Origin of the sequence: Pseudolactococcus reticulitermitis (assembly GCF_002260845.1) — a bacterium.
Taxonomy (GTDB): Bacteria; Bacillota; Bacilli; order Lactobacillales; family Streptococcaceae; genus Pseudolactococcus; species Pseudolactococcus reticulitermitis.
This window is the reverse complement of the sequence record NZ_BEDT01000004.1, coordinates 82,232-95,829: the sequence shown is the minus strand read 5'-3', so window position 1 is coordinate 95,829 and position 13,598 is coordinate 82,232. Positions and strand designations below refer to the sequence as shown.

Below are 13,598 nucleotides of genomic sequence, written 5' to 3'. Positions count from 1 at the left end.
GTTTATAAGCCATAAAAAATAGACTTATTCGTCTATTTTATCATATTTATCTGAAATTGCGCATGATATGCCATTAACTAAATAGCGTTTATCTCACCAGCTTGCTTTCCGTTTCATGAATTTCGTCAACTTCAAATCCTGCTGCGACTAGAGCTTGTTCGATTTCATCTGAACTGAGTGCACCTGTCAACTGGATTTCAACGACCGTCTTTTTATTTTCAGCATTGATTTGAACGATACTTCTGACATCCAAGGCTTTGTCTGCTAAGAGATCCGCTACTTTTGCCAAAGAGCCCATGACATCAGGCATGAGCAGACGCACACGAACGCCCGCTTCGCCATAGCCTGCAATTTTCAAAAAAGCACCAAAGACATCTTTGTCTGTAATCACACCGCTGATGATATCATTGTCAACAACCGGCAAGACACCGACATTGTTTTGACGCATGCGATAGACAGCATCTTCGAGTGAGGCGTATTTCGAAATCGTCAAGACTTCACGGATCATCACTTCACCAACGGTCGTTTTGTTCAGTAAATAGTTCATCTCGTAGACTGATAGTGATGTCGCCACAGATGGGCTCGCTTTCTCAATCGTACCAGCCGTCACCAGACCGACTAATTTATCATTTTCAATCACGGGAAGTCGATGAATACCCTGCTCTTTCATGATATCCGCAGCTTTTGCTACTTTAGTCGTTGGAGAGACGTAGATGACTTTTTTAGTCATAAAATCTTTTACTGCCATAGTTGTTTCCCTACTTTCTTATAGTCCTGTTCCTATCGTTAGCTCCATTTTACCACGATAATTAGCAAAAAAGCACGCCATAACTGCGTACTTTTTAGGCAACAGCCTTATTTTTTCATTAACCACCCAGATAAGCCTTACGAACTTCATCAGACGCCAGCAATTCTTGACCTGTACCAGACAAGATGACCTTACCGGTCTCCAAAACATAGCCACGGTCAGCAATCGAGAGCGCCATATTGGCATTTTGCTCAATCAATAAAACCGTTGTGCCTTGTTTTTGGATATCTTTGATAATCTCAAAAATTTCTTGAATAAAAATCGGTGCCAATCCCATTGATGGCTCATCTAGCAATAAAAGTTTGGGTTGGCTCATCAAGGCGCGACCCATGGCAAGCATTTGTTGTTCGCCACCTGATAGGGTTGCGGCATCTTGCGTTTTACGCTCTTCCAGACGTGGAAAACGTTGGAAAACGTGTTTGAGATTTTGGGCATTTTCTTCCCGATTTTTACGTAAGAAAGCACCCATTTCAAGGTTTTCCAAGACAGAAAGTCCGGGGAAAACGTGACGACCTTCTGGCACTTGAGACAGACCACTGGCCACGATTTTCTGAGCAGGTGTTTTTTGAATCTCTTGACCCTCGAAAGTAATCGTCCCATTTGACGGTCTCACAAGTCCTGAAATCGTTCGAAGAATGGAGGTTTTCCCAGCACCATTGGCACCAATCAAGGAAACAACTTCGCCTTGATTGACCTCAAATGACACATCACGCACACCTTGGATGACACCATAATGGACGTCAAGGTTTTTAACTTCTAACATCGCCATTATGCTTCTCCTCCTAGATACGCCTCAATCACGCGCTTATTATTTTTAATTTCGTCTGGCGTGCCATGGGCAATCAGACGACCATATTCCAACACATAAATCCGTTCGGTCACATTCATAACCAAGCTCATATCATGCTCAATCAAGAGAATAGTGATGTTAAATTGTTGCTGAATTTGCTTGATTAAAGCCGTCAATTCCGCGGTTTCCTGCGGGTTCATCCCAGCTGCTGGCTCATCTAAAAATAGAATTTTAGGCTGTGTTGCAAGGGCACGCACGATTTCCAAACGGCGTTGCTCACCGTAAGGTAAATTTTTCGCCAAACTATCGTGTTTGACATCCAAATCAAAAATTGCCAGCAATTCAAGCGCTTCTTTTGTCATCTCTGCTTCTTGCTTATAATAGCCCGGCAAGCGCAAAAATGATTCAATTAATTTAGATTTTTTTCGTGTCCCCATGGCAATCAGGACATTGTCCAACACGCTCAAATCTTTGAACAAGCGGATATTTTGGAAAGTCCGAGATAGACCTGCGGCTGCGATTTTGTAAGTCGGCATACCGTTTAGAATTTTACCATCTAAACTAACCGTCCCTTCTGATGGCTCATACACACCGGTCAAAAGGTTAAACAATGTCGTTTTACCAGCACCATTTGGCCCGATTAAACCGACAAGCTCTGATTCCCCGAGTTCGATATTCACATCACCGACTGCCGTTAAGCCACCGAAATTTTTCGTGAGATTTTTAACTTCAAGAAGTGCCATTATTTAGCCTCCTTATTTTCTTTTTGATTGAAAAAACGTGAGAGTTTGAATTCCCATGTGCCAAGCAAACCACCCGGACGGAAAATCATCACGAGAATTAAAACAAGTGAGTAGATAATCATTCGGATGGCACCGAAATCTTGGAGGAACATGTTGAGCAAGCCTAGGATAATGGCTGCGATAATCGTTCCTGTGATAGAACCTAAACCACCAAGTACCACGATAATCAAAGCATCAACAGATTTCATCCAAGTGAAATCTTTCGGTGTGACCGTTCCGATAAAGCCTGCGTACAAACTTCCTGCAATGGCTGTGACCATGGCACCGAGCGTGAAAGCGATGACTTTGACACGTGTCACATTGACCCCCATGGATTCAGAGGCGATTTCGTCTTCACGCACCGAAAGTGTGGCACGGCCTGACGGTGAATTGATAAAGTTCAGAATCAAAACGATAATCGCAACGGCAAAGATAAAGGTCATGCCCCAGTCTGTAAAGAGGATAATATTGGACAGACCTGCTGCACCATTGGTCAAATCGCCACCATTCATGATGAGGATACGGATGATTTCAGACACACCCAGGGTCGCAATCGCCAAGTAGTCCCCCTTCAAACGCAGGGTTGGATAGCCAACGATAACTGCAACAACACCAGCAACAAGTGCGCCAATCAGCATTGACAAGAAAATCGTCCCCCAAGTTGGTGCCATGCGTGCAGTGACGATAGCTGACGTGTAGGCGCCAATCGCCATAAACCCAGCAGAACCAAAGGAGAATTGCCCGGTGAAACCGATAACGAGGTTGAGCCCGACGGCAACGATGAGATTAATGCCGATTTGCGTGATGATTTGTGCGACAAAGGCATTGATAATGCCCGCACTAATCAAGCCGAAAAGAATGCCATAAATGACAGCGATAATCGCCAGCCAGATGCCATTTGTTTTGAGATTTTTTTTCATCAGCCTACACCTTCTCTTTCACGTTTTTGCCGAGAATGCCGGCAGGACGGATTAAAAGAATGATAATGAGGACAGCGTAAACCACCGCATCCTTGTAACCTGCGACCCATGAGAGTTTACCAGGTAAGGACTGCGCCACTGTTTCGAGCAACCCAATGACAATCCCACCAAGCGCAGCACCAGGAATAATCCCAATCCCACCAAGAACGGCAGCAACAAAGGCTTTCAGTCCCGGCGCCATACCCATGAGTGGGTCAATCGAGCCATAGTAAAGCCCAATTAAAACACCCGCCGCACCCGCAAGCGCTGAACCTAGCGCAAAGGTAAATGAAATCGTCCGGTCAACATTAATCCCCATCAGACGTGCCGCGTCAGCCTCGACTGAGACCGCACGCATGGCTTTCCCCATTTTCGTTTTTTTGACGATGAGTTGCAAAAGCACCATCAAAATTACAGCGGTCACCAAAATCATCAGCTGAACATTGGTGATGGTGATACCCGCAAAGCCATATTTGGTGACTTTAATCGCACTTGGAAATTGACGAGAGGCAGAACCTACGAAATAAATCATGACATTTTCAAGTAAAAATGACACACCAATTGCTGTAATCAACGCCGCGACTTTAGTCGATTTACGTAGCGGACGATAGGCTAAAAATTCAATCGCCATTCCGAGTAGGGCACAACCCGCCATTGATAAAATCAAGGCGATGAAAAAGTTCAGGTGTAAACTGTTAATCAAATAATAGCCCATAAAAGCGCCCATCATATAGACGTCGCCGTGTGCAAAGTTAATCAGCTTAATAATCCCGTAAACCATGGTGTAACCCAGCGCAATCAGCGCGTAGACACTCCCGAGAATCAAGCCATTGACAATAATTTGCATTGCTTTTCTCCATTTTTATATTTATTTATGTTTATGTCACATCTCCAACGTTGCTACTTGATGATTATAGCATCGTATAGCGTTGTACTAGACAATTATCTTACTTATTTTACCACAATTTTCAGAAAATTCAAGTTGCTAGCCGTGATTTAATTGATTCTTAATCAAAAGTTTATATATGATTTCTCGTTTTGGACAATCTATGATATAATATAAGGTATTATAGTAAGACTATAAACCATTACCTCAAAAGAAGGGACATCATCTATGGGCAAACACGACCAAGCCATGACAGATAATTATAATAAAACCGCAGCGAAACTAGCACTTGGCGCTAGCACTGTAGCGGGAGTTCTAGCATTTTCAAATACAGCTTCAGCAGATACCTATACCGTTGAGGCAGGAGATAATCTTTGGCATATCGCTCAAAAATTTAACACGAGTGTTGAAACACTCACTGCACTGAATGGCATTTCAGATCCAACTCAAATTGCTGTTGGGCAAACCATCGAAACCAGTCAACCTGTGCCAACTGCCGTCAAACCAGCGGCTGCTAAAACATCCGCGGCACCCGCTAAGGCTCAGCCTGCAGTCACTTATACTGTTAAAGCTGGCGATACCTTGTCGGACATCGCCCAAACACATCAGGTGTCTGTTGAAGACATCATCACAAATTCTAAGCTGAATAACACTGATTTCATTTATATCGGTCAAGAACTGGTGATTAAACCTGCTGTTGCTGCTAAGCGCCCTGAACCCATCATCATCCCAGCTGTAACCTATACCGTTAAGGCTGGCGATACCTTATGGGACATCGCCCAAGCGCAAAAGGTATCCGTTGAAGATATTATCAAGCATTCAAAACTCACAAATACGCAACTCATTTTTGCTGGTCAAGAACTAATCATCAAACCTGCCCAGACAATCAATGGGGGTGTCCTCACCATCTCAGCAGAGACCTTAGCCAGCGAAGCTAATCTATCTGTAGAAAATGCGCAAAATGCCATTGATATTGCCAATCATTTGATGGGACAAGAAGGTTTCACACTTGAAGGGGCATCTGGCGCCTTGGCAGTAGCTGAACGTGAATCAGGTTTCAATCCTGAAGCGGTCAATGATTCAGGCGGCGTGGCCGGTATCTTCCAATGGTCTGGTTGGTCTAACATGATCAATGGTAATCGTTGGTCTAAAGCTGAAGATAGAGCCTTGTCACTCGATGTGCAACTCAACTTAGTTTCTACAGAATTAAACGGTGCATTTACTAACGTCAAAGATATCGTCGGCAGTGCAACCGATCCAGCTCAAGCCAGTTTAGACTGGTCACTTTATTACGAAGGTGTCGCTTTAGATGATCCTCAAACAAAAGTGAGCACCATAGAAGCAAATGCTCAAAAATGGTATGACTTGCTCAAAGATTATGTCGATTTTGATGGCGTCATCGCAGTCCCAATTGATGTCAATGACGGTCCTTATACGACCAACAATACCTATGCTGCTGAAAACTGTACTTGGTATGTCAAAGACATCTTTAAAGCACGCATGGGCGACTGGTGGGGCAATGCGAAAGACTGGGCAGCAAACGCAAGCCGTGAAGGTCTCCGTGTTGATGACCAGCCTGTTGCTAACTTGACAATTGCAGTCTTTGCACCAGGTAGTGCCGGCGCTGATGCGACTTATGGACACGTCGCAGTTGTTACCGGTGTTTCTGGTGATACGGTCACAATTAAAGAAATGAACGGTGAAGCTGGTCTAGGAAAAGTAAGTACACGTACCATTCCTAAAAATGCTGCATCATATATCCACATGGATTATTAACTCAAGAAAGCCCATTCAATTTAAGAGTGGACTTTTTGCTTCCCAAAAAAGCATGAGACTCACAGTCTCTCTACCCTTTTCTTACCCAGTAACAAAGTATATAAAATTTAAGCAAATAACACTCTCAATCTGAATACTCGATTGAAAGTGCTATTTTTTCATCTTATTTTAGTAAACCGGCTAAAAGGTTCAGCGTTGCATCAGTTACTGGCTTGGTCCTGCTCCCAATGTCCATGTTAGAACAGTCGAATAATCTCCTGCCTGCAATTTACCATTATCTTTAAGGTAGAAACCAGCACCATCCGCTTTTTTGTTCCAACTACTTGTTGGTTTAACTATTTCTTGAAACCCTAAAGCTGCTTGGGATACATCGTTATAAACAGCTAGATCACTGCCACCTTCTAGAGGCTTTAGTGTGCCACCATCTACTTCACGAAAGAAAATGGCGTTTCTTAACACCGTTTTACCGTCTGTTGATGTGAGAGGTGCTGCTTGCTGAACTGATAAATGCCAGCCATCTTTAACATTTCTACGGTCATCAGTCACGGTTAAGTCATCTGAAAAAGTTGCAGGGTAGAGTTTGCCTCTGTTTTCAGGTGAAATTAATTGGTCACCAAAATCAAGATTCGGTACAGCAGAAAGTGTCAAACTTCCCTTATAACTAGGATTATAGACATAAATAATCGTATTTGATGGTGTTACAGCATCCTTGACTTCTGTCGTTGTTGGCTGTGACATAGTCGGTGGCAACAGACGACTTGGGACGTAAACATAACCTGTTGGGACATTCGTTTCGGTATAAAGTTTATTTGTCCAATCAATCGTATTACCCACATGAGCTGGCACATAATTCCCAACTTTCTCACTACCAACCGTTACTTTATCTGACTTAAATGACAAGCCTGTCCACGGGTCAACATAAGTATAGGTGGTATTGGGATTTGATTCACTATAAACATAAATGTTATAGGTGTAGGTTTCACCTTGCATTGGCACAATGGCGAAATTCGCTTGACCGAAACCATCACCATTATCATCAGCGTCAGTGTTATCCCCACCTGGTTGTCCCTGATCGCCTCTGCCAGCTTTCTCATAAACTTGCTCATCAATCGCCCATTTATAACCTGTGGGCATGTTGTCAATGGCGAATTCTTTGGTCGCAAGGTTAAAACTCTGACCAACAAAATTAACATTGTCAATCAACGGATAATTGGCATCGCCAACTTTATTACCATTTTGGTCAATATAGTTAATCTTAATCTCACCAACACCTGTTGCGACTGTTTGGAATTCACGTGTTGTAGCACCAAATAAATTAGTATCCGTTCTATTAGAACCGTCAACTCTGGCACCATTATCCAAGACCTTTAGCTCTCTAAAAGTACTGCTGAAATTTGGTGAATTTGGTCGCGCATTAGTACCTGTCCAACCTTCGATAACGGAGTTAGTAATATACATCGCACTTCCGCTAGTAGCATAATAAATTTTACCAGCTTTAACTAGACTACCTGGAGTTTCTATCGCAAAGTGTAAAGTCTTTGGTGAAATAAATCTAATCGCTCCTCCCGAATTTTGAATAGGAGAGTAATCGCTGCTTAGTTTCTGGGTAATATCTAAAGTAGTTCCTGCATTAAAGACGACATCTTTACCATAACCAGCCGTCATCATATTCCCGTTGATAGTTTTGGGAATATCAATCGTATTACTTTGACCAAACGTAAAGGCCGGAGAATCGTAACCGCCTATCCTTGTAAAATAGCCAAAATTCAGTAGTTTCCAAGTGACATAATCTCCAGTTTTAACCATCTCTGCATTACCACTTACAGGTTGAGCATTTGGTGCATTACCAGTGCTAGCATACTGAGAGGCATCATTTGTAGAACCATCCCCCATCTTCAAGCCGCTAAACTTACTCACGCTACCCGATGGTAATTTATCAAAATTGAACTCCGCTATAAACAAATCAGAAGGATTACGCTCTAGTTTCACAACTGCATTATTGGCAACTTCAACGCTGCCGGCTTTATGTGTAATTGACCCTGCAATCTTAAAGGTATTCTCACCAGACAAAACAACTCTTGCGCCAATACCATAGATAACATTGATTGGCCCCTTAGTTTTGGAAGCTACTGTACTTTGAGACACATTAAAATCATGTAGATTGACCGTCAGTTTCGTTCCGATCCCATTATTGGCATTAAGGAGGGAAGTTGACACCGTTTGGATAGTTCCTACCGTTAGATCTTCTTTCAATTCAATGTTATTGAAAGTAGTCGTTGTTTCTGATTTAATTTGACCTAATTTTAGTGTATTATTTCCTAAATCGACTGTATGACCATTACCTTGCACGATGACACTCGCACCGTTTGGACGTTCACCGTTAGTGAATGTTGTATTAGGCAAATCTTTTTCAACTTCGATATAGGTAATATCAGCATCTCGCCAAGCACTGATAAAGTCAGACAATGAGGAAACTAACCGATACGTATTATTGGCTATTGCCGTTGCTTTATAAGCCGCATCATTTGTTATTTCGTCCGGTTGCTCAATCTTAATCGAAGTAAACGACCTATCAGCATCTGGATGTGTTGCTGCAGCTTCAAAATCAGCACGCTTGTCATCTGGGTCGATACCAACTTTCTCAAGTCCCACATTGGGTAAAACAAGCGCATTCGCTTTCGTTTCAATTAACACCATACTTAAAACGATGGCAATAGCCATTGATACATAGACGTAGTGCTTTTTATTTTTCAAACACATCATCTGCCACCCTTTCTTTTATTTTTCTCAGAGCAAGAAGGAGAAGCACAAAAGCAAGCAGGAGCAAACCACCAAATATAGCCCAGGTAGCTATTTGTTCTCCTGTCACAGGAAGTTTATTTGCGGCGTCAACACCACTTCCGCCACTCGGTAACGGTGTCTGCGATGGTGCTCCTTTTTCTACTTGAAATTCTCCATAAGTTTCAGCTGAAATATGGAGCGACCCCGTAGATACGACCAATATAAGCGTCAATAACAGACACTTAACAATTTTTTTCACCATACGCTCCTTAGCTCTGTTAGCTCTAAGACCAATCATTTTTCTTCAACTTCTTTCTTTTTACGACGTTTCTTTAAAATGATCAACAATAAAATAAGTAACAGAATTAATAATGTTAATCCACTAATCGCAAAGTAGACCCACATTGGCACTTTCTCAGGTCTTGGATCATTAATCGCCTGAGAATTGCCCTTTTTAGCTTCATCTGGTAAGACAGTGAAATCTTTATTCCATTCCCAAGTCTTACTTGACCATTTTGGATCATCTGTCGTTGCTTTGATGCGATACGTATATTCCCCAACTTTAAACTGATCTGTACCTAAAAATACTGGAAATTTATAGTTAGAATTTGGTGCGAAAGTAAGTCCTTCTAATTTATTTTCATATAGTGTCTCAAATTTCCCCTTAGCTGTTACTTTAGCCTCAATGGTCATCTTTCCTGTGATTGTAGGCATATCATTTTGTAACTCTGCCAGAAAAGCTTTTCTGTAGTTAACCTCGCCAACTGAAATGTTTAAAAGATTCAGATTTGGTTTTTCAATTTCTTTGTCTACTGTAATTTTAATTGCAAGCGCATAGGCATACTTAGAGTTAATGGTAACGCCCTCTTTTTTACCTTCGGTAGCCACTTGATCTTCTTTTTCAAAATGCCACGATCCTAAGATAACGCCTGTTTGCGCATCATGAGGCACCGTAATATCCACACTAACGGTTGTTTCTCCAGTTGGTGGAACTTTAGCGTTAATATCACTTGCTTTGACTTTTGCAATGTCACTCATTTTGATTTTCAAGCTTTTATCGTACTGATCGGCCTGTTTTGTATAATCAATTTGACCATTCGCATTCGTAAAAGCTGAAAAAACTTGATCTTTAACCGTAATTTCTTCAGAGCCTTTATTGAGAATTTTAGCTTCAATTGTTTTGGTTTCACCGGGTGCCATCTTCAAATCATAGTAAGAAGCATTTTCCTTGATTTCCCCAGTTTCTGGGTTTATCTTTTGAATAGAGTAATTACCTTGCGTTGTCGCACGCGATATAATTGCGCCCGTGAAAATTTGACTAGCCGTAAGCATTGTCAGTATTAGAATAATTGATAGATATTTAATTTTTTTGTTTAACATACTTGTTCTGTTTTTTCCTTTCAAGGTTCACAAATTTTACATTATCTTGATACTCTAATACTAAACTACGATTTTTTAAATTTACCATTATTTAAAACAAATTTTCTAAAGGTTTATATGACAGAGTATGACAGGACAAAAACCTTCATTTCTCTTACTATTATGGTGTTGCTGCTGCAACCAAAGTCCATGTAACCGTTGATGAAAAGTTACCAACTTTAATAGTTGCCTTGGGTATAGTCAGGGCAACATCTTCCGAACGAAAGACAATATCAGATTCATATTTTGCATCAGTTGTTCCCATAACTATAACAGGGGTGTCATCTGTTGTAAGTGTAAAATCCGCTCCTGTCAGGTTCTTATTGGTACCTTTTCCAGCATCCACATCATCATTCCAACGCATCGTGTTAGCGACTGAAATTGTTGCACCTGTCAATTTTTTCGAGGCAGCAGCGACATCTGTTAGCTCAGTTGCCGAAGCACTTAATTGCCACCCATCTGAGGCTGTGCGACCATCATAGACCGTCACATATTGCACATATGAACCGTCTCCATATTTGTCTGCAAAATCTGTCCCATCTTTATTTTTAGACAAAGCTTTAACGACCAAATCCTTTCTTTTGCTATCTGGTCTAAGAATTGTTTCGCCAAAGTTAAAAATTGATGGATGTTGCACAATGCCAAGTTCATTTTTGCCAATTGGCGTGTAAATAGTGGGGCCTTTAGCTGGATTTAAAAGATCCGCTGGGGCTTCTGGATCACTTTTCCCACCACCAATTTTACCTGGCAGTTTGGGATTAGTAGGCGATGTATCTTCTTTAAAAGATGCAAAACCGTTACTTGTTTGCGTATCAGCTGAAGCAACCGTTCCAATAAGAAATATTGCAACGATTAGAACTATTGCCGTACACAATAATGTCTTACTTTTCATTTTAATGTTACAACTCCTTAAACTAAATCGTTCATCTTGAAAAGACAAAAATGACGACTTGCGTATCTCCAAGCACATCATTTTAGTCATTATACATCAGGTGTTCCTGACAAAGTCCATGTAACCGTTGAACTATAGTTACCTGTATCAATAACAGCACCAGGAAATTCTAGCGTTACTTTATCAGTAGCCCATTTAAGATCTGATGTGAACCGTGCTTCTGGATCTGCTTTCAAAATGTCTGAGGTCACGGTAGCACCATCTGCTTCAATCTTGAATTTTGCCTTTGCTACTACTTTCCCCTTAGGATCAGATGTATATTCAGTTGCGTTGGCAATATTAATACTAGCACCGGTCAATGATTTTGTACCATTTGTAAAAGGTGTTGCCTCTGCAGAAACTGTCCAATCTTTTGTGTTTAATCGTCCATCTTGAACCCGTAGACTTTGAAAATCCCGTTGATGAAGTTTTGCTGGATCTGTTGTATCAGTGCCATCGGAATTATTATTGATCGTAGCCCATTTCTTTTGGGTCAATACGACTGTGGTTTTCTGTTTGTCAGCCGCAGAGATTTTTGTGATACCAAAGTTAAATTCAGTTGGATAAGCATATAATGCTAAATCACTCGCTTTTACTTTCGGATCTACTGTATCTGGATTAGTTGGACCAGAAGGTAATGTATCAACACCACCCCCACCAGGAAGTTGTGGATCAATGACAGTTGTATTATCTGTGACAAAACCAGCTGAGTTAGCTGTCGTTTCTTTTGCTTTTCCTGTTGCATCAACAACTGCAGCTGAAACAGCACCTGATGTAGCTGTCAACAAAGCTACTGAAAGTGCTAGGGCACTCCATACTTTAGTCTTTTTCATATTTGATTCTTTCTCCTAATTCTTATTTTTAATTGAATTAATCTTTTAAATTTTAAACTTCTGGTGTGTTGGTTAACGTCCACGTCACATCAGCAGTATGGGTACCAACTTTTAGTGAGCCTGCAGGGATAGAGATTTCTAAATCATTAATATCACGCCAGTAAGCAGAGCTATCACCTTTAGATTGTGTCCCTGCGCTCAAGAAGTTTTTTGCCCCAGCACCCTCAGTTAATGTGAAGGTTTTGGCTGTTACATTGTGATCTTTACCTAATCTAATCGCACCACCCGTGTACTCAGTGTTCACTTTAGTGTTCCTAAAAGTGATGGTAGCACCTTTAATATTAGGTAATGCTCCCAAGTCCGCTGCTACATGCCAATCGTCACCAGTAGACACACGTCCATCATGAACTTCAACTGCTTGAACGTGACTAAAAGGCTGCGCTGATTCTTGTTTGTAAGTCACACCTTTTTGTTGGTCTGCCGCATTAACCTTGTGCGCACCAAAGTTAAATTGTTTAGGAATCAATGAGAAATAAAGATCTCCGGCATATCCTGGAACAACTGTATTCGGATAGGTCGTATTCGTTACAATCTCTTTCCCTTTAACAACTGATGGATCAGTAATGTCAGGTTTTTGACCACTTGGATAGATTGTACCTGGCAAATCAGTTCCTAGTTTTTCAGGGTCAGTTGGTAGAATCATTGTTGCACCATTACCAGTATCAGTTAATAATTCAACTGATGAGTTTGTTGTTTCTGCAGAAGCTACTGTTGAAACTGCTGTTGCTGTCGCGAGTGTCAACGCCAAAGCCGAAAGTAATTTAATCGTTTTCATAATTCGGATTCCCCTTTTAGTTATATCTTGATAGTTTTATTTGATACAGGTATATTTAGATTGAAACAATTAGTTAGCACCCGCTACCAAAGTCCAATCAACTGTTGCTTTGTGCACACCCTTAGTGATTTTATCTGCAGGGATATGGATTTTTACATCTGAAGCATCTGTCCATACTGCAGAAGTGTCACCTTTTGCTTTGGGATTAGATTTTAAGAAATTAACCGGACTAGTTTGTGTGATTTCTGTTTTTGCACCTTGAATCAACAATGGTTCTTGATTTGCAAATTGAGAAACTGTTTTGACCTGATCAATTGTAATTGTTGAACCAGTTAATTTACCAGAATCAAATGCTGATAATTGCGCAGTTAGCATCCAATCATGTTTTGAAATCCGACCATCGTGGACGCTTACTGCTTGTGAGTAAGTTTTATCATCAAAACTTGCTTCTTGAGCATAAGTTAAAATACCCCCAGAAAAAATATCTGTAGCACCAATCTTATGGCTACCAAAATTGAAGGTTTTAGGGATAGTCGCTAAGAACAAGCCACCGCTAGGTCCAGGAATAACGTCACCTGGATACGCTGGGTCGGTTGGTGTAACTGGCAATACTGAGCCTGGATTTTCTGGATCCGTTGGCGTAATGATTGTCGTTGTATCATCGTCAAATTCAATGCTTCCTGCTGTCGAACGATCAAGAAGTGGATCTGCCTTAACAACTTCGTTTGCTACAGTTGTTGCAAACACTGCTAAAGCTAATACCGAAAATAATTTTAGGTTTCTCATGTTTAAATCTCT

13 protein-coding genes are annotated in these 13,598 nt (G+C 41.2%); 1 reads left to right on the top strand and 12 read right to left on the bottom strand.

Annotated features, from left to right (window positions below; translation table 11 throughout):
- Window positions 1–88 precede the first annotated feature (88 nt).
- From RsY01_RS08065 to RsY01_RS08045, 5 genes are all read right to left on the bottom strand, one after another.
- Window positions 89–748, bottom strand: a complete 660-nt coding sequence (locus RsY01_RS08065) for a CBS and ACT domain-containing protein (RefSeq protein WP_094785048.1) — start codon at window positions 746–748, stop codon at window positions 89–91.
- A gap of 118 nt (window positions 749–866) precedes the next feature.
- Window positions 867–1,577: an ABC transporter ATP-binding protein gene (locus RsY01_RS08060; RefSeq protein WP_094785047.1), complete on the bottom strand. Its 711-nt coding sequence runs from the start codon at window positions 1,575–1,577 to the stop codon at window positions 867–869.
- Window positions 1,577–2,341, bottom strand: a complete 765-nt coding sequence (locus tag RsY01_RS08055; RefSeq protein ID WP_094785046.1) for an ABC transporter ATP-binding protein — start codon at window positions 2,339–2,341, stop codon at window positions 1,577–1,579. The genes RsY01_RS08060 and RsY01_RS08055 overlap by 1 nt, the downstream gene beginning before the upstream one ends.
- A complete protein-coding gene (locus RsY01_RS08050; RefSeq protein ID WP_094785045.1) occupies window positions 2,341–3,300 on the bottom strand; it encodes a branched-chain amino acid ABC transporter permease in 960 nt (319 codons plus the stop codon). Before RsY01_RS08050 ends, RsY01_RS08055 begins: the two co-directional genes overlap by 1 nt.
- 4 nt (window positions 3,301–3,304) lie before the next feature.
- Entirely contained in the window at window positions 3,305–4,186 is an 882-nt protein-coding gene (locus RsY01_RS08045) for a branched-chain amino acid ABC transporter permease (RefSeq protein WP_094785044.1), read from the bottom strand.
- 267 nt (window positions 4,187–4,453) lie between these two features.
- On the opposite strand from RsY01_RS08045, the gene RsY01_RS08040 reads away from it, so the two are divergent.
- Window positions 4,454–6,001 (top strand): phage tail tip lysozyme, encoded by a 1,548-nt coding sequence (locus RsY01_RS08040; RefSeq protein WP_094785043.1) that lies wholly within the window; start codon window positions 4,454–4,456, stop codon window positions 5,999–6,001.
- A gap of 204 nt (window positions 6,002–6,205) precedes the next feature.
- On the opposite strand, the gene RsY01_RS08035 is transcribed toward RsY01_RS08040, so the two are convergent.
- The 7 genes from RsY01_RS08035 to RsY01_RS08005 all read right to left on the bottom strand — a co-directional run bounded on the left by RsY01_RS08035 (window position 6,206) and on the right by RsY01_RS08005 (window position 13,586).
- Window positions 6,206–8,755 (bottom strand): pectate lyase-like adhesive domain-containing protein, encoded by a 2,550-nt coding sequence (locus tag RsY01_RS08035; RefSeq protein ID WP_157905805.1) that lies wholly within the window; start codon window positions 8,753–8,755, stop codon window positions 6,206–6,208.
- Window positions 8,745–9,041: an LPXTG cell wall anchor domain-containing protein gene (locus RsY01_RS08030; RefSeq protein WP_157905804.1), complete on the bottom strand. Its 297-nt coding sequence runs from the start codon at window positions 9,039–9,041 to the stop codon at window positions 8,745–8,747. Before RsY01_RS08030 ends, RsY01_RS08035 begins: the two co-directional genes overlap by 11 nt.
- Before the next feature lie 35 nt (window positions 9,042–9,076).
- On the bottom strand, window positions 9,077–10,162 hold the full coding sequence (locus tag RsY01_RS08025; RefSeq protein WP_094785040.1) for a WxLIP family cell surface protein: 1,086 nt from the start codon (window positions 10,160–10,162) through the stop codon (window positions 9,077–9,079).
- Between the two features lie 160 nt (window positions 10,163–10,322).
- Window positions 10,323–11,093 (bottom strand): WxL domain-containing protein, encoded by a 771-nt coding sequence (locus RsY01_RS08020; protein ID WP_157905803.1) that lies wholly within the window; start codon window positions 11,091–11,093, stop codon window positions 10,323–10,325.
- Between the two features lie 89 nt (window positions 11,094–11,182).
- The gene (locus RsY01_RS08015) at window positions 11,183–11,965 is read right to left on the bottom strand and encodes a WxL domain-containing protein (protein ID WP_094785038.1); all 783 of its coding nucleotides are present in this window, start codon (window positions 11,963–11,965) and stop codon (window positions 11,183–11,185) included.
- A gap of 52 nt (window positions 11,966–12,017) precedes the next feature.
- Complete coding sequence (locus RsY01_RS08010) at window positions 12,018–12,800, bottom strand: WxL domain-containing protein (protein WP_094785037.1); 783 nt, start codon at window positions 12,798–12,800, stop codon at window positions 12,018–12,020.
- Window positions 12,801–12,869: 69 nt separating this feature from the next.
- Entirely contained in the window at window positions 12,870–13,586 is a 717-nt protein-coding gene (locus tag RsY01_RS08005; RefSeq protein ID WP_094785036.1) for a WxL domain-containing protein, read from the bottom strand.
- Window positions 13,587–13,598: the final 12 nt, after the last annotated feature.

What these genes read in the sequence shown, in the direction of transcription:
- RsY01_RS08065 (WP_094785048.1), bottom strand. Translation starts at nt 748, where the DNA reads ATGGCAGTAAAAGATTTTATGACTAAAAAAGTCATCTACGTCTCTCCA.
- RsY01_RS08060 (WP_094785047.1), bottom strand. Translation starts at nt 1,577, where the DNA reads ATGGCGATGTTAGAAGTTAAAAACCTTGACGTCCATTATGGTGTCATC.
- RsY01_RS08055 (WP_094785046.1), bottom strand. Translation starts at nt 2,341, where the DNA reads ATGGCACTTCTTGAAGTTAAAAATCTCACGAAAAATTTCGGTGGCTTA.
- RsY01_RS08050 (WP_094785045.1), bottom strand. Translation starts at nt 3,300, where the DNA reads ATGAAAAAAAATCTCAAAACAAATGGCATCTGGCTGGCGATTATCGCT.
- RsY01_RS08045 (WP_094785044.1), bottom strand. Translation starts at nt 4,186, where the DNA reads ATGCAAATTATTGTCAATGGCTTGATTCTCGGGAGTGTCTACGCGCTG.
- RsY01_RS08040 (WP_094785043.1), top strand. Translation starts at nt 4,454, where the DNA reads ATGGGCAAACACGACCAAGCCATGACAGATAATTATAATAAAACCGCA.
- RsY01_RS08025 (WP_094785040.1), bottom strand. Translation starts at nt 10,162, where the DNA reads ATGTTAAACAAAAAAATTAAATATCTATCAATTATTCTAATACTGACA.
- RsY01_RS08020 (WP_157905803.1), bottom strand. Translation starts at nt 11,093, where the DNA reads ATGAAAAGTAAGACATTATTGTGTACGGCAATAGTTCTAATCGTTGCA.
- RsY01_RS08015 (WP_094785038.1), bottom strand. Translation starts at nt 11,965, where the DNA reads ATGAAAAAGACTAAAGTATGGAGTGCCCTAGCACTTTCAGTAGCTTTG.
- RsY01_RS08010 (WP_094785037.1), bottom strand. Translation starts at nt 12,800, where the DNA reads ATGAAAACGATTAAATTACTTTCGGCTTTGGCGTTGACACTCGCGACA.
- RsY01_RS08005 (WP_094785036.1), bottom strand. Translation starts at nt 13,586, where the DNA reads ATGAGAAACCTAAAATTATTTTCGGTATTAGCTTTAGCAGTGTTTGCA.